The organism is Ilumatobacter sp. (assembly GCF_049588435.1).
Taxonomy (GTDB): Bacteria; Actinomycetota; Acidimicrobiia; order Acidimicrobiales; family Ilumatobacteraceae; genus Ilumatobacter_A.
This window is the reverse complement of record NZ_JBAVYV010000289.1, coordinates 16,882-36,387: the sequence shown is the minus strand read 5'-3', so window position 1 is coordinate 36,387 and position 19,506 is coordinate 16,882. Positions and strand designations below refer to the sequence as shown.

Sequence of the window (19,506 nt, the reverse complement as noted above, 5' to 3'; positions counted from 1 at the left end):
GCCGTGACCTGCGGCCCGTCGTCGCTCACGCGGGCGGAGCTCCGCTCGGCCGGTCGCCGGATGGCCCGACGGTTGGAGTCACTCGGCGTCGAGCTCGGCGACTTCGTGACGGTGGCACTCCCGAATTCGGTCGAGTGGTTCGTCGCGTACGCGGCGTGTTGGAACATCGGTGCGGTCCCGCAGCCGGTCTCGGCCAAGCTTCCGGCACGTGAACTCGCCGCGATCGTCGCCGTTGCGGAATCGAAGGTCGTCGTCGGTGCACCCGATTCTGCGATGGAACACCTTCCATCCGGAATCCATCACGTCCCGATCGGCGATGTCCTCGGGGGCGACTTCTCGGACGATCCGCTGCCCGATGCGACGTCACCCGCGTGGAAGGCACCGACGTCGGGAGGTTCCACCGGTCGTCCGAAACTGATCGTGTCGGGGGACCCGGCCGTCTACGACACCGATGCGCCGCTGCCATTGGGGTTGGGTGAGAACGGCTGTCTCGTGATGCCGGGTCCGCTGTACCACAACGGTCCTGCGGTGTGGGCGTGCCAGGCGCTGCTGGCGGGCAACCACGTGGTGATCCTCGGACGGTTCGATGCCGAGCAGACCCTCGCCGCGATCGAGGCACACCGCGGTGACGTCGTCTACCTGGTGCCGACGATGATGAAGCGAATCCTGCGGCTCGACGACGACGTGCGACTCGGGTTCGATCTGTCGTCGTTGCGGATCGTCTGGCACCTCGCGGAGCCGTGCCCCGCGTGGCTGAAGGAGGCGTTCATCAACTGGCTCGGTGCGGAGCGGATCTACGAGTTGTACGCGGGGACCGAGGCGCAGGCGGTCACGATCATCACCGGCACCGAGTGGCTCGAGCATCGCGGGTCGGTGGGTCGGGTGACCAGCGGTGAGATGAAGATCTGCGACGAGGACGGCAACGAGTTCCCGGTGGGTGAGCAGGGCGAGGTGTGGATGCGCTCGACCCGTGGAACGCCGACGTACGAGTATCGCGGCGCCGAGGCGCGGACGCTCGACGGTGGTTGGGAGTCGCTCGGCGACATCGGATGGTTCGACGCCGACGGTTACCTCTATCTCGGTGACCGAGTTGCCGACATGATCCTCAGTGGGGGAGCGAACATCTACCCGGCCGAGGTCGAAGCAGCCCTGGCCGAACACGGAGCCGTGCACTCGTGCGCCGTGATCGGCATCCCGCACGACGACCGCGGCAACGACGTCTACGCGATCGTCGAGGCGGATCCGAACGAGGTCGCCGAGCAACAGTTGCTCGAGTTCCTCGCAGAACGGCTCGCGACCTACAAGCTGCCGCGAGCGTTCGAGTTCGTCAGCGAGCCACTGCGCGACGATGCCGGCAAGGTCCGACGTTCGGCATTGCGCGACGAGCGGATCGCGCGCACGCCCTAGGCGAGCGGAGCGAGCGCGTCGGCGAGCGTGTGTGCAGCCGCCTCTCGGGTCGCCCCGTCGATGGCGTCGACGGTCATCGTGGGGCTGCGAGCGCCTGTTCGACGTCGGCCAGGATGTCGACGGTCTCCTCGAGTCCGACCGACAGCCGGATCAATCCGGGGGTGACGCCGGTGGAGAGCTGCTCGTCGGGGGTCAGGCTGGCGTGGGTCGTGGTCGCCGGGTGACATACCAGCGTCTCGGGCCCGCCGAGCGAGGTCGCCACGCGACACAGTCCGACACGGGACAGGAACGAATCGGCCGCCTCGCGGGTGCCGACGTCGAACGAGATCACCGAGCCGTACTGCAGGAGTTGTCGTCGCCCGATGTCGAACTGCGGGTGCTCGCTCAACCCGGGGTAGTGCGTGGTCACCACCGCGCGATGGTCGGCCAGCATCACGGCGAGGGAGCGGGCCGACTCGTTCTGCTGGCGTGTTCGTACGGCCAGCGTGCGGATTCCGCGCAACGCGTTCAACGCATCGAACGGCGACGGGGTCGCGCCGTGGAGCACGGAGTAGGCCCAGATCTCGGAGAGCAGGTCTGCATCTCCGGAGATCACACCGAGTGTGGCGTCATTGTGGCCGGCGATGCCCTTCGTGGCCGAGTGCAGTGCGATGTCCACGCCGTGGTCGAGTGGCCGTTGACCGAGCGGGGTGGCGAACGTCGAGTCGACGAGCGTGAACGGACCCTTGATGGCGCCGAGTTCGTCGAGGTCGGCGAGTTCGAGGCGGGGGTTCGACGGTGTCTCCGCGATGACCAGCATCGTGCGGCCCGGAACGATCGCCTCGGCGAACGCTCCCGGCACCGTGACGTCGACGAAGGTCGTCTCGATTCCGAGCCGGGCACACGGTCCCTGGAGGAACGCGAGCGTGCCGGCGTAGAGCTGGCGCTGCGCCACGATGTGGCTCCCCGAGGAGCACAGTGCGAGCACGGTCGATGCGATCGCGCCCATTCCCGACGCGAACGCCAGGGACTCTTCGGCACCTTCGAGCTCACTCATCGCCTGCTCGAACGAACGCACGGTCGGATTGCAGTAGCGGCTGTAGAAGTCGCCATGGCGAATCGACGTCGCTCGACGGTGTGCGTCATCCAGCGAGTCGGACTCCCACGTCGACGACGCCCAGAGCGCCGGGGCGAGGGATTGGCCACTGGCACCCCGCCCAGCCGTGATCGCCCGGGTGGCGGGTGAGGGTTCGGGCGCCGCGCGCTCGTCAGACATGGCGAGCAACATATCCGACCGGTCCGATCAACTCCGCCTGGCTTCTCCCCGCCGTATCCTGGGTGACGTGCCCGATCGGCTGGACCGCGACGACGTCAGTCGGATTCTCGCGCGTGCACACGAGATCGAGACCCGTCATGCCTCCGGTGAGGGTCTGGACGACGAGACGGGTGTCGAGCCCGAGGCGCTGATCGCTGCGGCGGACGAGGTCGGAATCGACCCGAACGCCGTTCGTGACTCGCTGGCGATCGATCGGCTCGCACTGGAGTCGCCCGACGCGAGACGCCTCGACCGGCTGGCGGGGCCGAACGTGGTCGTCGTCGAACGCGAGGTTCCGCTCCACGTGGCGGATGCCATCACCGAGCTCGAGACGTGGCTGACCGCGGTTCACCGCCTGGTCTGCGATCGTCGAACCGACGCGGGGCTCCACGCTCGACCGCGCACCGACACCTCGGCCCGGGTCGGGCGCACGATCGCCGGTTGGCGTGGCGACGGACGACTCGCCGGGGTCAGCTCGCTCGACATCGAGGCGGTCCCCCAGGTGGTCGGATCGAGTCCAGATCGACCCCGCACCTTGGTGCGTATCCGTGCCGATCGCCACGACGCCCGGACGGTTCGTCTCGCCGGTGGCGGAACCGTCGGGCTCGCCGGTGCCGGAGCGGGAGCAGCCACGCTCGCCGGGAACATGGTCATCGTCGCGCCGGTCGTCGCGCTGCCCCTGATGATGGGTGGCTATCTGGTCGCCCGCTCGGGCCGTGGCCACGCGGATCGTTTGGAACTCGAACTCGAGCGGTTGATCACCCGCGTCGCGCGCGGCGAACGCCCCGAAGGACTCCTGGGCCGGACCGTGCGACGCGCCCGCCGATCCGTCAGCTGAACGTATCAACTGGGTTCAGACCCCAGTTGATACGCGGGGCGGCTCGGTGGGCGGCGATACGGTCGATGGGGTGAGCGACATCGCCGGCCTCGAGTTCGACAACTCCTTCGTGCGCGACCTCGACGGGCTGTACGAGCGTTGGTCGGCGACCACGGCGGCGAACCCGGAGCTGGTGGTGCTCAATGACGAGTTGGCCCGCGAACTCGGCGTGGATCCCGATGACCTGCGCTCGCCGCACGGTGCCGATCTCCTGGTGGGCAATGTCGTCCCCGATGGAGCCGAGCCGGTGGCCCAGGCGTACGCGGGTCATCAGTTCGGTGGGTACTCGCCGCGCCTCGGTGACGGACGGGCGCTGCTGCTCGGCGAGGTGATCACCGCCGAAGATCGCCGCTGCGACATCCACCTCAAGGGGTCCGGGCGGACACCGTTCGCCCGTGGGGGAGACGGCCTGGCGGCGTTCGGCCCGATGCTGCGCGAGTACCTGATGTGCGAGGCGATGCATGCGCTCGGTATCCCGACGACCCGCGGTCTCGCCGTCATCACCACCGGCGACGACGTGGCCCGCGAGACGATGCTTCCCGGCGCGGTGTTCGTCCGTGTCGCCTCCAGCCACCTGCGGGTCGGCACGTTCCAGTACGCCGCGTCGCTCGATGATCCGACGGTGCTGTCGCGGCTGGTCGACCACGCCATCGCACGGCACGTTCCCGAAGCGGTCGACGCTGAGATCCCCGCGCTGGCATTCCTCGGCGCGGTGATCGATGCGCAGGCCGAGTTGATCGCTCGCTGGATGCTGGTCGGCTTCATCCACGGCGTGATGAACACCGACAACATGACGATCTCGGGCGAGACGATCGACTACGGCCCGTGCGCGTTCATGGATGCGTACGACCCCGCGACCGTGTTCAGCTCGATCGATCACGGTGGGCGCTACGCGTTCGGCAACCAGCCACAGATGGCGCTGTGGAACCTCGCGCGCCTCGCCGAGTCGTTGTTGCCCTTCATCGACCCGGATGCCGATTCTGCGATCGAGATCGCGACCGATGCGCTCCAACAGTTCCCCGACCGATTCCGCAGGGCGTGGTCGCTCGGGATGGCGGTCAAGCTCGGACTCGCGGCGATCCCCGACGACGTCGCCGATCTCGCCGACGACTTCCTCGCGCTGCTCCAGGTCGCTGGCGCGGACTTCACCTCCACGTTCCGATCGCTGTCCCGATTCGTCGACGGCGACGAAGAGCCGCTGCGGTCGTCGCTGGGGGCAGCGGAAGGATTCGACGCCTGGCTGGTGCGGTGGGATGCCGCGCGGGCGACCGGAGCGCTGACGGCCGACGCGATGGATGCGGTCAATCCGGTCTACGTTCCGCGCAACCACCTGGTGGACGGCGCACTCACCGCAGCGACGGCCGGAGACCTCGGGCCGTTCACCGAGTTGGTGGACGTGCTCCGCCGCCCGTTCGTCGATCAGCCGGGTCGCGAGCGATACGCCGAGCCTGCTCCGCCCGACTTCGCCAGCGGTTTCCGCACGTTCTGCGGCACCTGACGTCCCGGGGAGCAGTGCTGCCGTGATCAGGCGAGCAGTGCGATGACCCCGTCGTGGAGGAGGCCGTTGCTGCTGATCGCCGTGTCGTGTTCGTGCGTCGGCTCGCCGAGACGGTCGGTGAAGCGGCCACCCGCTGCTTCGACGATCGGCTTGACCGCCGCCAAGTCGTACGGCGCAACCCCGACAGCGTCGACGGCGAGATCCACCGCACCTTCGGCGACGAGCATGTGCTGCCAGAAATCGCCCATCCCGCGACTCCGCCGTGCGCGCTGCTGCAGAGCGACGAGTCGGTCGGTGCGACCGAGTTCGTCCCACCCGGAGTTGTGCGTGATGCTCACCTGTGCCTCCGCGAGGTCCGCGACCTGCGACACGCCGATCTGACGTGTGGCTCCATGCGCCGCAGCGTGCGCGCCGAGACCGACGCCTCCCCACCAGCGCATCCCCAGTGCCGGGGCACTCACGGCGCCGAGCACGGCGCCTCGCTCGATGTGGGTGAGAGCGATCAGTGTCGCCCACACGGGGATCCCGCGGACGTAGCCCGACGTGCCGTCGATCGGATCGATCACCCATCGCCACTCGGCATCGGGATCGCCGACGAGGCCGTGCTCCTCACCGAACACAGCGTGATCCGGGCGGGCGCGCACGAGTCCGTCGACGATCATCGATTCGGCGTGACGATCGATCTCGGTGACCTCGGTCTGGTTCTGTTTCCAGTCGACGGTGAAGTCTCGGTCGAGGAAATGTGGGAGCGTGAACAGATCGGCAGCGTCGGCGACGCGCAACGCGAGTTGGAGTTCGTGCCGGAGATCGAGCGAGCCGGTCAGGTGGTCGGTCACGACTCGCGCCCGAACTGTGGTCGCCGCTTCTCCTGCAGTGCCGCGAGACCTTCGGCGGCATCTGGCCCGAGGAAGTTGAGCATCTCGTAGGCGAGCGAGGCCTCGAAGTTCGGGAGTGCCTGGCGGAGCCAGTGGTTGAGTGCCCGTTTGGTCATTCGCGTGGCATCGACCGGACCGGCAGCGAGCTTGCGGGCGACCTGCAACGCCGTGGGCATCACCTCGTCCGCCGGAACCGCCTTCGACACGAGCCCGATTCGTTCGGCCTCGCGGCCGTCCAGGAAGTCCGCTGTGAGCAGGTAGTACTTCGCCTTTGCCATCCCGCACAGCAGCGGCCAGATCGCGACCGCGTGGTCACCCCCGGCGACGCCGAGGCGGATGTGACCGTCGGTCAACTTCGCCTCCTCGTCGATCACGCTCACGTCGGCCATCAACGCCACCGCCAAACCGGCTCCGACGGCGACGCCGTTGATCGCCGACACGATCGGCGTGTCGCAGTCGATCATCGTCCGCACGATGTCGCCCGCTTCGCGCATGACCCGAATCGTCTGGGTGTAGTCACCGACCTGCTCGGCGATCCAGTCGAGGTCTCCGCCGGCGGAGAACGCTCGACCGGCACCGGTCACGACCACCGCACGGACCGCCTCGTCGTCGTCGAGGTCGCGGAACACCCGCGACAGCTGCAGGTGCATCGCGGCGTCGGTCGCGTTCATCTTCTCGGGATCATCGAGGGTGATCAGGACCACCCCTCCGTCGGCACCGTCGGGCCAATCGAACCGAAGTCGGTCATACGCGGCATAGCGATCGTTGGTCACCCACCGAACACTACGCGGCGATGTTTGGAACGTCCCGAAGCTGGAGACCTTCAGCAGGAGCCGCTCAACAGGAGCGGCACGACGAAAGGGAACATCACATGGGTTACGGCATCGGAGGAATTCTCGTCCTCATCCTGGTCATCTTGGCAATCATCTACTTCGCCAAGCGGGTCTGACCCGACGTTCCGGACACGGTTCGATCCTGGTTCCGGAGGAATCGGGCTCGGGTCGGTGCGACGTTCTGCACGAAACGTAAGGTCCAACCATGGACCTTGGACTCGCAGGACGTCGAGCGGCCGTCGCCGCAGGATCATCCGGGCTCGGGCTCGGTGCGGCGAAAGCCCTCGCTGCAGAGGGAGCACACGTCGCGATCTGCGGTCGAGACCGTGATCGCCTCGACGCGGCAGTTGCCGACATCGGTCATGGTGCCCAGGGCATCGTGTGCGATGTCGGCAGCGCCGCGGGTGGGGCCGAGTTCGTGGCCGTGGCCACCGATGCGCTCGGTGGGCCGCTGGACATCCTCGTCCCGAACGCCGGTGGACCGCCGCCCGGCACGTTCGCATCGACGCCGGTCGACGCATATCCGGACGCCATCGATCTCAACCTGATGTCGATCGTCTCGATGTGCAAGGCGGCGGTCCCCGGCATGCAGGAGCGTGGGTGGGGTCGGGTGGTCGCGATCACATCGGTATCGGTCCGACAGCCGATCGCGAACATCATCCTCTCGAACACCGCGCGGGCAGGGGCCACCGCCTTCCTCAAGACACTCGCGCTGGAAGTGGCCGACGACGGCGTCACCGTCAACTCGGTCCAGCCGGGACTCCACGACACGCCGCGTCTCGATGCGCTCTACACCGACGAGCAGCGTGGGCAGATGCGGATGGGTGATCCCGACGACTTCGGCTCGATCGTGACGTTCCTGTGTGGCACTCAGGCCGCCTACGTCACCGGCCTCCAGTTGCACGTCGACGGCGGCAGCTTCGGCGGCCTCCAGTAACCGTCATCGGGTGCCGGACACCGTTTGACCGAGGGATGCATCGGACCCGTCGAGGTCGAGATCCTTCGTGTCGTGGTCCGGCACGTCGGCGCCCTGGAATGGGTCATCCGCGGTCTTGGCCGCGAGGCGACGCTCGATCCGGTTCCACACGAGGAAGCTGATCCCGACGATGCCCCATCCGGCCAGCGCATCGGTGAAGTAGTGCTCGCCGAAGTACATCAGCGCGACGGCCATCGAGAGCGGGTACAGCAGCGTCACGTAGCGCAGCCAGACCGGACGGATCCGGGGCCAGAAGAAGACGACGACGAACAATGCGTAAGCGGAGTGGAGGGACGGCATCGCCGCCACTTCGTTCGCCCAGTCCCGGCCGACGTCCCACGCCTCGACGAATCCGTCGAGGCCGATGTGGCGCCACCCGTTCCCTGTCGGTCGCCGCAGCGGCGGGAGTGCATCGAACTCGTAGCCCGACCGATTGCTTCCGCCGGCGGCCATCCACGGGGGAGCGGTCGGGAAGAGGATGAACATCGTGCACGCCAGGAAGATCACCGTGGCGAAGCGACGCATGTAGCGAACCCACTGGTCGCGGTTCGTCAGCCAGAGCACCGCCATCACGAGCGGCGGCAGAACGAAGTGGGAGTAGTAGACGAACGACGCGACGACGTCGTACCAGCGGACCGTCCCGACCGGTGCGAGGAAGTTGTTCTGGAGCCAGACGACCCCGTCGGTGCCGAAGAACAGGAAGCGGTCGATGTTGCGAACCGATTCGACCTGGACCGGCATCCCGAGACCGTCGGCGATCCCGCGGCTCTCGTCGTACGCGAGCCACATCGCGACGAACAGAGCAAGGTCGCGCCCGGTGCGCCACCACTCGTGGGCCGGTTTCCCGACGCTCGCGATGCACAGGAAGATCGAGAACGACCACAGCACCGAGATCCGGTCGATGATGATCCCGTTCGCAAAGAACCACCAGACGTACACCGCCCCGTAGACGCCGATCAGGCTCCACCTGATCTTGTCCCACCCGACGCCGAGGACGCGGAGCACACCGGTGAACCCGGTGACGAACAGCGCGAGAGCGAGCGAATACCACAGCACCCGCCACAGTCCGCTGGTCGCCAGTGCCAACAACATCGGGACGACGCTACTCGCCGGTCACGCAGGGTTCACCGCGATGTCGAGCAACGAAAATGCGCGTTGGTGCCTGGCACCGACGCGCATCGGTCAGCTGGCGCTGGCTTCTTCGAGAGCGCGGCGGGTGAGGACGCGGGCGAGGTGCTCGCGGTACTCGATGCTGGCGTTCAGGTCGGCCGTGGGGTCGCACCCCTCCGGTGCCTGGGCAGCGGCGTCCTCGATCGATGCGCCGCCGGCGAGAGCCGACGAGACACCGCTGGCGAGGATCGGGACCGAACCCATGTTGACGAGTCCGATTCCCGAGTCGCCGTTGCGACGCCACGCGGCAACGCCGACGATCGCCCAGTCCTGGGCTCGACGGTTGAACTTCTGGAAGCTCCACCCGGCACCGTTCATCTTCGGGACGCGGATCTCGGTGAGGAGTTCGTCGTCGGCGAGGTCCGTCGTGAGGAAGCCCTTGTAGAAATCGCCGGCGGCGATCTCCCGCTTGCCGTTCGGGCCCTGGGCGACATAGGTCGCGCCGAGCGCGAGCGTCGTGGCCGGGAGGTCCGATGCGGAGTCGCTGTGGCAGATCGAGCCGCCGATCGTGCCGCGATGGCGGACCTGCGGGTCACCGACGTGTGACGCCGCGTGAGCGAGCAGCGGCACGTGCTGCGCGAGCACGTCGGAGTTCTCGACGTCCATGTGGCGGGTCATCGCACCGATCGCGATGACGTCGCCGTCCTCGCGGATGTACGACAGATCGCTCAAGCGACCGATGTCGATCAGCACCGTGGGCTGCGCGAGGCGGAGCTTCATCAGCGGCAGGAGGCTGTGCCCGCCCGCCAGGAACTTGGACTCGTCACCGTGCTGCCCGATCAGGCTGATGGCCTCCTCGGCCGAGTCGGCGCGGACGTAGTCGAATGCTGCAGGGATCACTGGTTCTCCTGGGAGTTGTTCGGGGCTGCTTGGGCTTGTTGAGCTTCTTGGATTGCGTTCCAGACCTTGAGTGGACTGGCGGGCATGTCGATGTCGTGGACGCCGAGGCCCGAGAGGGCATCGACCACAGCGTTCATCACGCACGGGGCGGCACCGATGGTGCCGGCCTCGCCGACGCCCTTGACGCCGAGTGAGTTGGTCGGCGACGGGGTGATGCTCTCACCCGTCGTGATCGATGGGACGTCGCTCGCCGCGGGGACGAGGTACTCGGCGAGTCCCGATGTCTGCAGGTTGCCGTCGCTGTCGTACGCAGCTTCCTCGAACAGCGCCTGCGCCAGACCCTGGATGACCCCACCGTGGACCTGACCATCGACGATCAAGGGGTTGACCTTGTTGCCGCAGTCGTCGACGGCGACGTACTGCAGGACCTCGGTCTCACCGGTCTCGGTGTCGATCTCGACCACGCAGATGTGGGTACCGAACGGCCACGAGAAGTTCGGCGGGTCGTAGGTGACCTGGACCTCGAGGTTCGGCTCGACGTCGTCGGGCAGATCGTGAGCCGTGAACGCCTCGAAGGCGACCGCTGCGAGCGGCATCTCCTTGTCGGGCGAACCCTTCACGCTGAACATCCCGCCGGCGAATTCGAGATCGTCCTCGTTCGCTTCCATCTGGTGCGCCGCGATCTTGCGCGCCTTGTCGATCACCTTGTCGCAGGCCATCGAGATGGCGACACCGCCCACCGGGAGCGAACGCGAGCCGTACGTGTCGAGCCCGAGCGGGGCGATCGCGGTGTCGGAGTGGAGGACGTCGACGTCGGCCGGATCGACTCCGAACTTGTCGGCGGCGATCATCGACCACGCCGTTTCGTGGCCCTGACCGTGCGGTGCGGTTCCGGTGACGACCTGGATCTTCGAGGTCGGGAGCACCCGGACCGTTGCCGACTCCCAGCCACCGGCGGAGTAGTTCAGCGAGGCCAGCACGCGAGACGGTGCGAGTCCGCACATCTCGAAATAGGTCGACACACCGATGCCGAGGCGTTTCGTCGCGCCTGCGACGTTCTGGGTCTTCTGACGTTCGCGCAGCGCCGCGTAGTCGACCATCTTCTCTGCGACGGTGGCGGCCTTGTCGTGGTCGCCCGAGTCGTACACCAGACCGGTGTAGGCCTCGTACGGGAACGATTCCTTCGGGATGAAGTTGCGCCGGCGCAGTTCGAGTGGGTCGATGCCCATCTTGTGGGCCAACGCATCCATCGCGTGTTCGATCGCGTAGGTCGCCTCGGGTCGTCCGGCACCGCGGTAGGCGTCGGTCGGGGTCATCGTCGTGAACACCGAGGTGCACGAGAAGTCGAACGCCTTGGGGATCTCGTAGACACCGCCGTACAGGAACGCTCCGAGCAACGGCACGCCCGGCGTGACGAGTTGCAGGTAGGCGCCCATGTCGCCGAGCAGACGGACTCGCAGACCGGTGATCTTGCCGTTCTCGTCGGCGGCCAGCTCGATGTCCTGGATCTGGGCACGCCCGTGAATGGTGGCCTGCGCGTTCTCGCCACGCTCCTCGTTCCAGCGGACCGGAACCTTGAGGGTCCGTGCGAGTTGGACGCAGAGCAGTTCCTCGGCGTACACGTTGAGCTTCGAACCGAAGCCGCCACCGACCGCCGGGCACACGACGCGCATCTGCTGCTCGGGGATGCCGAGTGTGAGTGCGGTCATCACCTTCAGGATGTGCGGTACCTGGGTGGACGAGTAGAGCGTCATGTCGCCGCCGTACGGCTGCGGAATCGCAACCACGGCGCGGGGTTCCATCGCCATCGGGATCAGGCGCTGCTGGATGTAGCGCTCCTTGACCACGTGGGCGGAGGTGTCCATCGCCTTCTGGCAGTCACCCTCGGTCTCCTCGATCACGAGCGGCCATGTGTAGGACACGTTCGTGCCGATGTCGTCGTGGATCACCACGTCGTCGGTCAGCGCCTGCTCGAGATCGATCACCGCCGGCAGCGGTTCGTACTCGACGCCGATCGCTTCGAGCGCGTCACGTGCGATCGCGTCGGACGTCGCGAGGACGCATGCGACACCGTCGCCCACGTACGCCGCCTTGGTCGCGGCCAACGGGAAGTGGGCCGGGTTCTTCATGTCGTCGGTGACCGGCCATGCGCACGGCATCGGAGCCGCCCACTGGTCGGCCAGGTCCGCGCCGCTGTAGGCGTGCAGCACGCCGTCGATCGCGAGCGCACCAGACACGTCGACCGACACGATGCGGGCGTGTGCGTACGGGCTGCGCAGCACGGCGAGGTGCAGCGCGCCCGGAACCTTCATGTCGTTGGTGAAGATGGCTTCACCCGTCAAGAGCGCCGGATCCTCCTTGCGGAGAATGCGCTGTCCGAGTACCCCATTGCCCGCAGCGATCGATTCGTCGCTGGCGGATTCGTTGTCGGTCGTGAGGTTGTCGATGATCGTCATTTCTGGACCCCCATCCAGTCGAGGTTGCTCGAGGACCGTGCTCTGGTCAGGCGCTCGCCGCGGCGAGGACGGACTTCACGATGTTGTGGTAGCCGGTGCAACGACAGAGGTTGCCCTCGAGACCGATGCGGACGTCTGCCTCGGTCGGGTTGGCGTTCTCGTTGAGCAGGCTCGTGGCGGCCATGACCATGCCCGGGGTGCAGTAGCCGCACTGCAGACCGTGGTTCTCCATGAACGCCTGCTGCATCGGATGCAACGTCCCGTCGGCGTCGGCCATCCCCTCGATCGTCGTGATCTCCATGCCGTCGGCCTGTGCGGCCAGCACGGTGCAGCTCTTCACGGCTTCACCGTTGAGATGGAGCGAACAGGCACCGCACGACGACGTGTCGCATCCGATGTTGGTGCCGGTGAGTCCGGCATGTTCACGGACGTAGTGGACGAGCAGCGTGCGCGCTTCGACGTCGTGCGTGTGTGTTTCGCCGTTGATCGTGATGGTGACGTCCACGGAGACCCCCAGGTGTCGTGTGGTGTGTGGTTGTTTCGATGTTGTGTTCGAACTGATGACGCGTCTGTGACGCGCGTCTCCATCATGCCTCATTCGTGCCCCCAACACGAATACCGGCCCGGTGGACGGCCCGTCGCGGGTCACAAGTGCTTCGTCGCCTCGCGTGTGCTGAGCGCGGACAGCTCCTCGCGATGTGCATCGACGAAGGCGCGCACAGCGTCTGGCGCCGTCCGGGCGTACTGGCGCAGGGACCAACCGATCGCCTTGCGGATGAAGAACTCGCTGTCACCGGAGCGGCGCACCGCGTAGCCGAACAGGCGGTCGACGTCGGTGTGTTCCTTGAAGCGCAGTTGGTGGATGATCGCGGTTCTCGCGAGCCAGATGTCATCCGACTGGATCCACTCGTCCATCGCGTCGGCGACGCTCGGGAAGGCGAGCACCATCACGCCGACGGTCGGCGACGCGAGCGCGTCGACGGTGTCCCACCACGAATCGGTGGTGATGAAGTCGCGGAGGTCGTCGAGGTGGTCGGCGCGCAGCCGGTGGGCGTTGGCGGCGAGAAGATCACTCGTGACGTGGTGGAACTCGCGCTCCGGTTGGGCACGCAGGTACCGGGCGATCTCGATGACTCCGTCGATGTCGATCGTCGTCGAGTCGGCGATCAGCGACGTCGATGCGGCACGACGTGCGGGGGTCTTCACGCCCAGGAAGACGAACCGATTCTTCAGGTACGCCGCCATCGGCGCGGCGTCGGCGGGTACGGCGGCGGCCTCGAGTTCCCGCCGCAGCCGGTCGATTCGTTCGTCCACCCGTCCAGTCTGGCGCGCCTACGGTTGCGTGGATGAGCGACGATTTCGAACTCCCGACCGTTCCCTCCGCCGATGCATCCCTGCCGGGCGAACTCGAACTCGGCGCGTTCTCGGTCTCGTTGTCGGTGGCCGATCTGCATCGGTCGCGCGAGTTCTACGAACGGCTCGGCTTCGTCGTTGCGGGCGGCGACGCTGACGCCGACTACCTGATCCTGAAGAACGGCGAGACGACGATCGGCCTGTTCCACGGAATGTTCGAGGGCAACATCCTCACGTTCAACCCGGGTCTGACGAATCGGATGGAGCGGATCGAATCGTTCACCGACGTCCGTGCCGTGCAACGGTCACTCGACGACCGAGGTGTCGATCTCGTCGAGCGGGTGCCGTCCGATTCGGAGTCGGGAGCTGCATCGATCACGTTGGTCGACCCCGACGGCAACAGCATCCTCATCGACCAGTTCTTCTGACCGGACGCCGTTCGAGTCGGCGCAGGTTCAGGAGAAGAGATCGATGCTGTCGGCGATCGTCGCCCAGATCAGGAACGCGATGATCGTCGTTCCGAAGACGGTGTAGTGCCAGCGCTTCGAGTGGTCGGCACGCCAGAAGCGGCGGATCGAGTACACGATCGACACCATCGCGAGAATTCCGATGACGATGCCGACGACCGGGCCGACACCGCGTGCGATCCCCACCGCGGGGAGGACGAACGGCAGCACGATGTACATCAGCAGACACCGACACGTGGTGAACGCCAGCGACTTCTGGAACGCCGAACGGGCTTCGGCCGCCGTCGACGTGGTCCCCTCCGGGAGTCGGAGCAGACGGCGCATGAACCGATCGGCGCCGGACTTCGACTGCGGCCGGAGCGCCTGACCGGCGACGGGGTCGACGGTTGCTTCGGCCTCGGAGATCTCGACGAGTTCGCCGGACGTGTCGTTGCGGGCCGTGGTGCTCATGTCGGATCAGAACGGTACGCGGTCGCAACCGCTCCGGCAACTTCTCGAGGGTGATGTGCAACCGTCAGGGCACCGGCCGAATTCAGCTCGTCGAACGAGCCGAATCCCCACGAGACGCCGATGCAGTCGATCGCGTTGAGGTGTGCGCCTTCGACATCGTGATCACGGTCACCGACCATGATCACGTGGTCGAGGGCGATCCGATCGTGGGGACTGACCCCGAGCAGGCTGAGCGCATGGGTGATCACCTCGCCCTTCGTGCGGCGCCCGGGGCCGATCTCGTCGGTGGCGCCGACCTTGCGGGCGAAGAACTCGCTCAATCCGAAGTGTTCGATGATCCGGATCGCCGTCCCCTGCGGCTTCGCCGTCGCCAACGAGATGGTGTGTCCATCGGACCGCAGCGACTCGAGCATGTCGGTGACACCGTCGTACATCTCGTTCTCGAACAGTCCGATGTCGTCGTAGCGCTCCCGGTAGACCCCGATCACCTTCTCGATGTCGTCGATGTGGATGCCGAGCTTCGGGAAGGTGATCTCGAACGGCGGGCCGATCATCGACCGGATCCGTTCGTCGTCGGGGGCGTCGTACCCGCACGTGGTGAAGGCGTGAACGAGGGATCGTCCGATCCCCGGCGACGAGTCGGAGATCGTTCCGTCGAGATCGAGCAGGACGTGCGTGCGGGGGGTGTTCATCGGGGGCATGGCTCTCCGGGGAGTGGGGTCGGGAGATCTGGTCGGAGTTTCGGTCGACTGTGTCGAGTGGGGCGACGCGGTGTTCAGGGTCGGGAACGGGGGTCGGTCGTGGGGTGGATGCTGGCGTAGGCGGCGAGGCGTTCGAAGTCAGCCGTCGTGCCGACCGCAATGATCACATCGTGGCACCGGATCACGGTGTCACCGGTGGGATTGGTCGTGAAGGACCCGTCGGGGGAACGCAGCGCGAGCACCAGCGCGCCGCTCGTTTCGCGCATGTTCGCGTCACGCAGGGTCTTCCCGGCGATCGGGGAGTCCGCAGGGATGTCGAACTCGCGCATGCGGAACTCGATCGAGCGGTCGTGCATCACCACGTCGAGGAACTCCGCGACATTCGGGCTCGTGACGAACGATGCCATGCGTGCGGCACCGAGCTCTTGGGGGTTGACCACCCGGTCGGCTCCCGCGTGCTCGAGCTTGCCGATGCTCTCGTCGGCGCGAGCCCGCGCCACGATGAAGAGGTCGGACCGCAGATCGCGGCCGGACAGCGTCACGAAGAGGTTGTCCGCGTCTCCGTCGAGCGCAGCGACGAGCGAACGCGCCCGATCGATTCCGGCCGCGCGCAGGGTTTCATCGCGCGTGGCATCACCGACCACGGTCGGGAACTCGAGATCGCGGACGCGGTCGGCGTCCTGGTCGACGACGACCACCTCGTGGCCCTCCAGATGCAGGTCATGCGCCACTGCGGCTCCGACTCGCCCCCAACCGCACACGATCGTGTGGCCTCTCATCAGGTTGATCTTGCGGTCCATGCGTCGCCTCCCGACGAATTCGCTCAGATGGCCCTCGACAACCGACTGGACGACGAGGGTGAACGTGTACAACACCGTCGAGACGCCGACGACGATGAGCACGATCGTGAAGATCTTCTCGGCGGTCCCGAACTCCGCGAGTTCTCGAAATCCGACCGTCGTGATGGTCGTGACCGTCTGGTAGAGCGCATCGAGGACGGTGAAACCGAACAGCACGTAGCCGATGGTTCCGAAGATCGTGACGGCGGCGACCATGCCGATCGCCATGCGAAGGCGATCTGCGCTGGATCTCATCGTTGCGCACGCTACTGCGCGAGTGTGGCGAGGTGCTGCGAGAGTGGTCGCATGGTGACGATCCGCTTCGATGTCCGACACCGCTTCGACCACCCCGCCGACGTGGTGTGGGCCGAACTGGTCGACTGGCGCCGACACGCCGACTGGATTCCGTTCACCACCATCGACATCGAGGACGGCGATCCGACCGAGGTCGGCCGGGAGCTGACCGCACGCACCGGGTTCGGTCCCCTCGCACTCGTCGATCGGATGCGGGTCGCGAGATGCGATTGGGACGCGGCTCGGTCGGCGGGCGACTGCGTGGTCGACAAGGTCGGCCCGGTCCTCCACGGGCGTGCCGGCTTCACCGTCGAACCCGACGGGAGCGGATGCGCGCTCGACTGGTTCGAGGACGTATCGGTCCGTCACGTGCCGCAGTTCGTCGCACCGCTCGGTGCCTGGATCGGGGCGTTCTTCTTCCGACAGGGCATGGGCCGGCTGGCGAAGAAACTGTCGACCTGATCAGATCACAGGCGAGGCAGGGACCCGATCCGACCCAACCTGATCCGTGGACCGAGCGTCAGTTGTCGCTCAGGTGATCGAGGCCTCGACGGGCGAAGAGCATCGTCAGCGCGACGATTCCGAGGAGGGCGGCAAGCCCTCCCCACGTGTTGTTCCAGGTGATCGACGGATCGACGAAGCCGACCCGGGCGAGTCGGACGATGTTGTTGAACGGGTTGATCCGAGCGACGGTCTCCAACCATCCCTCCATCACGTTGAGCGGTGTCTGCGCTTCGGTGAGGAAGATCACGAGGAAGAACGTCAGCTGCATGATCGCTGCGGCACGCATGTCGCGGAACCGATAGGCGAGGCCGAGACCCCAACCGGTGCCGATCGTCGCAATGCCCAGACCGGCGACGTAGAGCGGGACGATGCCGGCCGGGCCGTGGGTGAGCCGAGCACCGAACAGCGATCCGACGATGAACACGATGGTCGTGACGATCAGCGAGCGGACGATCGCGGCGAGCAGCGGGCCGGTGATCAACGACATCCGCGGCGCGGGGGTGAGCCGGAGTCGATCGTAGAACCCGCCCTCGAGGTCGCGGATCGTGGCGAAACCGATGCCGACGCCGGCGAATCCCGATCCCATCAGGACGCCGAGCGGAAGGAACCAGTTGATCGACCGGTCGGTCGGGAACCCGGGGATCTGCGTGATCGCGAAGAACGTCCCGGCGAACGCGATCGACTGGAAGACCGGCATCATCACCGACGGCACGAACGCCGACGGCAGGCGGACGATGTTGACGAGGCTGCGCTTCATCAACCCGACCGAGGCTGCGAACATGCGCGCGTTGGCCACCGATCGGGCCGGAGCGGTCCGACCGGAGCCCGGGATCTGATCGATCGTGGTCATCGAGCCCCCAGTCGCCGCTGGAGGGTTCGGAGCGCGAGCGTCACCGCGAGCACGGCGAGGATCGACGGGATCACCACGGAGCGGAACACTGCCCACGCGGAGAAGCCCTCGATCGTGAGAGCGCGAAATCCCTCGACGAGGTACGAGATCGGGTTGATGTCGGCGAGCTGTGCGTAGATCCCGCTCATCGTCTCGCGTGGAAAGAACGCCGACGAGAAGAACAGCGCGATGAACAGCAGTGGGAACGCACCCTGCACCGCCTCGGACGAGCCGGTCCGGATCGCCATCGCCGACATCAGGGCGCCGACCGCCAGAGCCAGGATGGTTCCTCCGATGGCCATGGTCACGATGCCGGGGACCCCGCCCTTGATCGACAGGCCGAACGGGAGCAGGACCACGATGAAGAACACGGTTTGGAAGAACCCGTATGCCATTCCTCCCGCCATGCGGCCGACGATGATTCCGGAGCGGGTCGACGGTGAGCTGAGCAGTCGGTCGAAGAACCCGTTCTCGATGTCGGTCGCGAGTGCGGTGGCGCCGACCGTCGAGCCGAACAGGATCCCCTGAATCACCGCTCCGGCGAGGGCGAAGTCGAGGTAGGAGTCGACTTCGGGGAATCCGGGGATCGACGTCGCCTTCGAGAACGACGCCGTGCCCAGCGCGGCGAAGAACAGCGGAAAGATCAGCGACGGAACGACCAGCGCGGGCTGACGCCAGAGCGCGAGGACCGAGCGTTTCGACATCGCCCACGTCTGGGCGATGTTCGAGCGACGGAGTTCGGGCCGGGCGCGCGGTGCGTCCGTGACCTCCGCGGGCATGGCGGCTGTCATGTGTCGGCGCCTTCGAGGCGGTGCCCGGTCGCCTCGGCGAACACGTCGTCGAGGCTCGGCTCGCGCAACTCGAGATTGCGGAGCGTGATCCCGGCTTCGTCGAGTGCGCGCACCACGTTCGAGACCTCGCTCGGACCTGCGGTGAGCCCGACCCCGAGAGTGCCCTCGGGGCTGGGACGCAACTCGCCGAATGCGGTGAGCAGGTCGGATGCGGTGGCGGAGGCCTCGGAGTCGACCGTGACGAACAGCGTCGGACAACCGACCTCGGCCTTGAGTTCGGTCGGGCGGCCCTTGCGCACGATGACCCCGTGGTCGATGATCGCGATGCGTTCGGTCAGTTGGTCGGCCTCTTCGAGGTACTGCGTCGTGAGCAGCACGGTCGTGCCCTCGTCGTTGAGCCGCCGGATCTCCTCCCACAGCGAGATGCGACTCATCGGGTCGAGTCCGGTCGTCGGTTCGTCGAGGAACAGCACCGTCGGCTCGTGGATCAGCGACAGGGCGAGGTCGAGTCGTCGACGCATCCCGCCTGAGTAGGTGCCGACCCGACGGTTGCCCGCGGCGGTGAGCCCGACGCGTTCGAGGAGCTCGCCGGCCTTGGTCGCGTGGGTCGACTTCGGCAGCCCGTACAGCACGGCCTGGAGGTGGAGCAGTTCGCTGCCGGTCATCAACGGATCGATCGCCGCGTCCTGGAGTGCGACGCCGATGTTCTTGCGTACTTCGTTGGCCTGGTCGACGACGTCGTATCCAGCGACGCGGCCGACGCCTCCCGTCGGACGCAGGAGCGTCGTCAAAATGCGCACCGTCGTCGACTTTCCTGCCCCGTTCGGCCCGAGGAATCCGAAGATCTCACCCTGCTGGATCTGCAGATCGACGCCGTCGACCGCTTTCACCTGGTCGTCACCCGAACCGAAATAGCGCTGGAGGCCGATCGCTTCGATCGGCAGCGAGTTCGAAGACATCGCCACATCGTGCCAAACCGCGACGGCACATCC

20 protein-coding genes are annotated in these 19,506 nt (G+C 66.7%); 6 read left to right on the top strand and 14 right to left on the bottom strand.

The window, feature by feature from the left end; translation table 11 throughout:
• Nucleotides 1-1,407, top strand: a 1,407-nt coding sequence (locus tag WBV89_RS11405) for an AMP-binding protein (RefSeq protein WP_423981472.1), incomplete at its 5' end; no start/stop codon positions are given.
• A 73-nt stretch (nt 1,408-1,480) separates the two neighbouring features.
• Here WBV89_RS11405 and WBV89_RS11400 read toward each other — a convergent pair.
• Complete coding sequence (locus WBV89_RS11400; RefSeq protein WP_423981471.1) at nt 1,481-2,662, bottom strand: trans-sulfuration enzyme family protein; 1,182 nt, start codon at nt 2,660-2,662, stop codon at nt 1,481-1,483.
• A 67-nt stretch (nt 2,663-2,729) separates the two neighbouring features.
• Here WBV89_RS11400 and WBV89_RS11395 point away from each other — a divergent pair, with 67 nt between their 5' ends.
• Nucleotides 2,730-3,539 carry a hypothetical protein gene (locus tag WBV89_RS11395; RefSeq protein WP_423981470.1) on the top strand — a complete coding sequence of 270 codons (810 nt, stop codon included), beginning with the start codon at nt 2,730-2,732 and terminating at the stop codon, nt 3,537-3,539.
• Nucleotides 3,540-3,618: 79 nt separating this feature from the next.
• On the top strand, nt 3,619-5,076 hold the full coding sequence (locus WBV89_RS11390) for a protein adenylyltransferase SelO (RefSeq protein WP_423981474.1): 1,458 nt from the start codon (nt 3,619-3,621) through the stop codon (nt 5,074-5,076).
• Nucleotides 5,077-5,102: 26 nt separating this feature from the next.
• Here WBV89_RS11390 and WBV89_RS11385 read toward each other — a convergent pair whose 3' ends face one another.
• Together WBV89_RS11385 and WBV89_RS11380 are read right to left on the bottom strand one after the other, a co-directional pair.
• Nucleotides 5,103-5,912, bottom strand: coding sequence for an inositol monophosphatase family protein (locus WBV89_RS11385; RefSeq protein ID WP_423981469.1), 810 nt, complete (start codon nt 5,910-5,912; stop codon nt 5,103-5,105).
• A complete protein-coding gene (locus tag WBV89_RS11380) occupies nt 5,909-6,724 on the bottom strand; it encodes an enoyl-CoA hydratase/isomerase family protein (protein ID WP_423981468.1) in 816 nt (271 codons plus the stop codon). Before WBV89_RS11380 ends, WBV89_RS11385 begins: the two co-directional genes overlap by 4 nt.
• Before the next feature lie 265 nt (nt 6,725-6,989).
• Here WBV89_RS11380 and WBV89_RS11375 point away from each other — a divergent pair, with 265 nt between their 5' ends.
• On the top strand, nt 6,990-7,721 hold the full coding sequence (locus tag WBV89_RS11375) for an SDR family oxidoreductase (RefSeq protein ID WP_423981467.1): 732 nt from the start codon (nt 6,990-6,992) through the stop codon (nt 7,719-7,721).
• A gap of 3 nt (nt 7,722-7,724) precedes the next feature.
• On the opposite strand, the gene WBV89_RS11370 is transcribed toward WBV89_RS11375, so the two are convergent.
• The 5 genes from WBV89_RS11370 to WBV89_RS11350 form a co-directional block, all read right to left on the bottom strand.
• Nucleotides 7,725-8,852, bottom strand: a complete 1,128-nt coding sequence (locus tag WBV89_RS11370; RefSeq protein WP_423981466.1) for a phosphatase PAP2 family protein — start codon at nt 8,850-8,852, stop codon at nt 7,725-7,727.
• Nucleotides 8,853-8,942: 90 nt separating this feature from the next.
• Nucleotides 8,943-9,770, bottom strand: a complete 828-nt coding sequence (locus WBV89_RS11365; protein ID WP_423981465.1) for an FAD binding domain-containing protein — start codon at nt 9,768-9,770, stop codon at nt 8,943-8,945.
• The gene (locus tag WBV89_RS11360) at nt 9,767-12,226 is read right to left on the bottom strand and encodes a xanthine dehydrogenase family protein molybdopterin-binding subunit (protein WP_423981464.1); all 2,460 of its coding nucleotides are present in this window, start codon (nt 12,224-12,226) and stop codon (nt 9,767-9,769) included. The genes WBV89_RS11365 and WBV89_RS11360 overlap by 4 nt, the downstream gene beginning before the upstream one ends.
• A 46-nt stretch (nt 12,227-12,272) precedes the next feature.
• Nucleotides 12,273-12,731, bottom strand: a complete 459-nt coding sequence (locus tag WBV89_RS11355) for a (2Fe-2S)-binding protein (RefSeq protein WP_423981463.1) — start codon at nt 12,729-12,731, stop codon at nt 12,273-12,275.
• A gap of 140 nt (nt 12,732-12,871) precedes the next feature.
• Nucleotides 12,872-13,540: a DNA alkylation repair protein gene (locus WBV89_RS11350; RefSeq protein WP_423981462.1), complete on the bottom strand. Its 669-nt coding sequence runs from the start codon at nt 13,538-13,540 to the stop codon at nt 12,872-12,874.
• A gap of 32 nt (nt 13,541-13,572) precedes the next feature.
• Here WBV89_RS11350 and WBV89_RS11345 point away from each other — a divergent pair, with 32 nt between their 5' ends.
• Nucleotides 13,573-14,007: a VOC family protein gene (locus tag WBV89_RS11345; RefSeq protein ID WP_423981461.1), complete on the top strand. Its 435-nt coding sequence runs from the start codon at nt 13,573-13,575 to the stop codon at nt 14,005-14,007.
• 27 nt (nt 14,008-14,034) lie between these two features.
• Here WBV89_RS11345 and WBV89_RS11340 read toward each other — a convergent pair whose 3' ends face one another.
• The 3 genes from WBV89_RS11340 to WBV89_RS11330 all read right to left on the bottom strand — a co-directional run bounded on the left by WBV89_RS11340 (nt 14,035) and on the right by WBV89_RS11330 (nt 16,291).
• Nucleotides 14,035-14,496: a hypothetical protein gene (locus WBV89_RS11340; protein ID WP_423981460.1), complete on the bottom strand. Its 462-nt coding sequence runs from the start codon at nt 14,494-14,496 to the stop codon at nt 14,035-14,037.
• Nucleotides 14,493-15,188, bottom strand: coding sequence for an HAD hydrolase-like protein (locus WBV89_RS11335; protein WP_423981459.1), 696 nt, complete (start codon nt 15,186-15,188; stop codon nt 14,493-14,495). The genes WBV89_RS11340 and WBV89_RS11335 overlap by 4 nt, the downstream gene beginning before the upstream one ends.
• A gap of 83 nt (nt 15,189-15,271) precedes the next feature.
• Nucleotides 15,272-16,291: a potassium channel family protein gene (locus tag WBV89_RS11330; protein WP_423981458.1), complete on the bottom strand. Its 1,020-nt coding sequence runs from the start codon at nt 16,289-16,291 to the stop codon at nt 15,272-15,274.
• 51 nt (nt 16,292-16,342) lie between these two features.
• On the opposite strand from WBV89_RS11330, the gene WBV89_RS11325 reads away from it, so the two are divergent.
• On the top strand, nt 16,343-16,792 hold the full coding sequence (locus WBV89_RS11325; protein WP_423981457.1) for an SRPBCC family protein: 450 nt from the start codon (nt 16,343-16,345) through the stop codon (nt 16,790-16,792).
• Between the two features lie 58 nt (nt 16,793-16,850).
• On the opposite strand, the gene WBV89_RS11320 is transcribed toward WBV89_RS11325, so the two are convergent.
• The 3 genes from WBV89_RS11320 to WBV89_RS11310 are packed head-to-tail and all read right to left on the bottom strand — an operon-like array spanning nt 16,851 to nt 19,473.
• A complete protein-coding gene (locus tag WBV89_RS11320) occupies nt 16,851-17,684 on the bottom strand; it encodes an ABC transporter permease (RefSeq protein ID WP_423981456.1) in 834 nt (277 codons plus the stop codon).
• On the bottom strand, nt 17,681-18,514 hold the full coding sequence (locus WBV89_RS11315; protein ID WP_423981455.1) for an ABC transporter permease: 834 nt from the start codon (nt 18,512-18,514) through the stop codon (nt 17,681-17,683). The genes WBV89_RS11320 and WBV89_RS11315 overlap by 4 nt, the downstream gene beginning before the upstream one ends.
• A complete protein-coding gene (locus WBV89_RS11310; RefSeq protein WP_423981454.1) occupies nt 18,511-19,473 on the bottom strand; it encodes an ATP-binding cassette domain-containing protein in 963 nt (320 codons plus the stop codon). The genes WBV89_RS11315 and WBV89_RS11310 overlap by 4 nt, the downstream gene beginning before the upstream one ends.
• Nucleotides 19,474-19,506: the final 33 nt, after the last annotated feature.

Bases quoted from the DNA above. Each gene is read 5' to 3' on its own strand.
- WBV89_RS11400 (WP_423981471.1), bottom strand. From the start codon at position 2,662: ATGTCTGACGAGCGCGCGGCGCCCGAACCCTCACCCGCCACCCGGGCG.
- WBV89_RS11375 (WP_423981467.1), top strand. From the start codon at position 6,990: ATGGACCTTGGACTCGCAGGACGTCGAGCGGCCGTCGCCGCAGGATCA.
- WBV89_RS11370 (WP_423981466.1), bottom strand. From the start codon at position 8,852: ATGTTGTTGGCACTGGCGACCAGCGGACTGTGGCGGGTGCTGTGGTAT.
- WBV89_RS11360 (WP_423981464.1), bottom strand. From the start codon at position 12,226: ATGACGATCATCGACAACCTCACGACCGACAACGAATCCGCCAGCGAC.
- WBV89_RS11345 (WP_423981461.1), top strand. From the start codon at position 13,573: ATGAGCGACGATTTCGAACTCCCGACCGTTCCCTCCGCCGATGCATCC.
- WBV89_RS11340 (WP_423981460.1), bottom strand. From the start codon at position 14,496: ATGAGCACCACGGCCCGCAACGACACGTCCGGCGAACTCGTCGAGATC.
- WBV89_RS11335 (WP_423981459.1), bottom strand. From the start codon at position 15,188: ATGAACACCCCCCGCACGCACGTCCTGCTCGATCTCGACGGAACGATC.
- WBV89_RS11330 (WP_423981458.1), bottom strand. From the start codon at position 16,291: ATGAGATCCAGCGCAGATCGCCTTCGCATGGCGATCGGCATGGTCGCC.
- WBV89_RS11325 (WP_423981457.1), top strand. From the start codon at position 16,343: ATGGTGACGATCCGCTTCGATGTCCGACACCGCTTCGACCACCCCGCC.
- WBV89_RS11320 (WP_423981456.1), bottom strand. From the start codon at position 17,684: ATGACCACGATCGATCAGATCCCGGGCTCCGGTCGGACCGCTCCGGCC.
- WBV89_RS11315 (WP_423981455.1), bottom strand. From the start codon at position 18,514: ATGACAGCCGCCATGCCCGCGGAGGTCACGGACGCACCGCGCGCCCGG.
- WBV89_RS11310 (WP_423981454.1), bottom strand. From the start codon at position 19,473: ATGTCTTCGAACTCGCTGCCGATCGAAGCGATCGGCCTCCAGCGCTAT.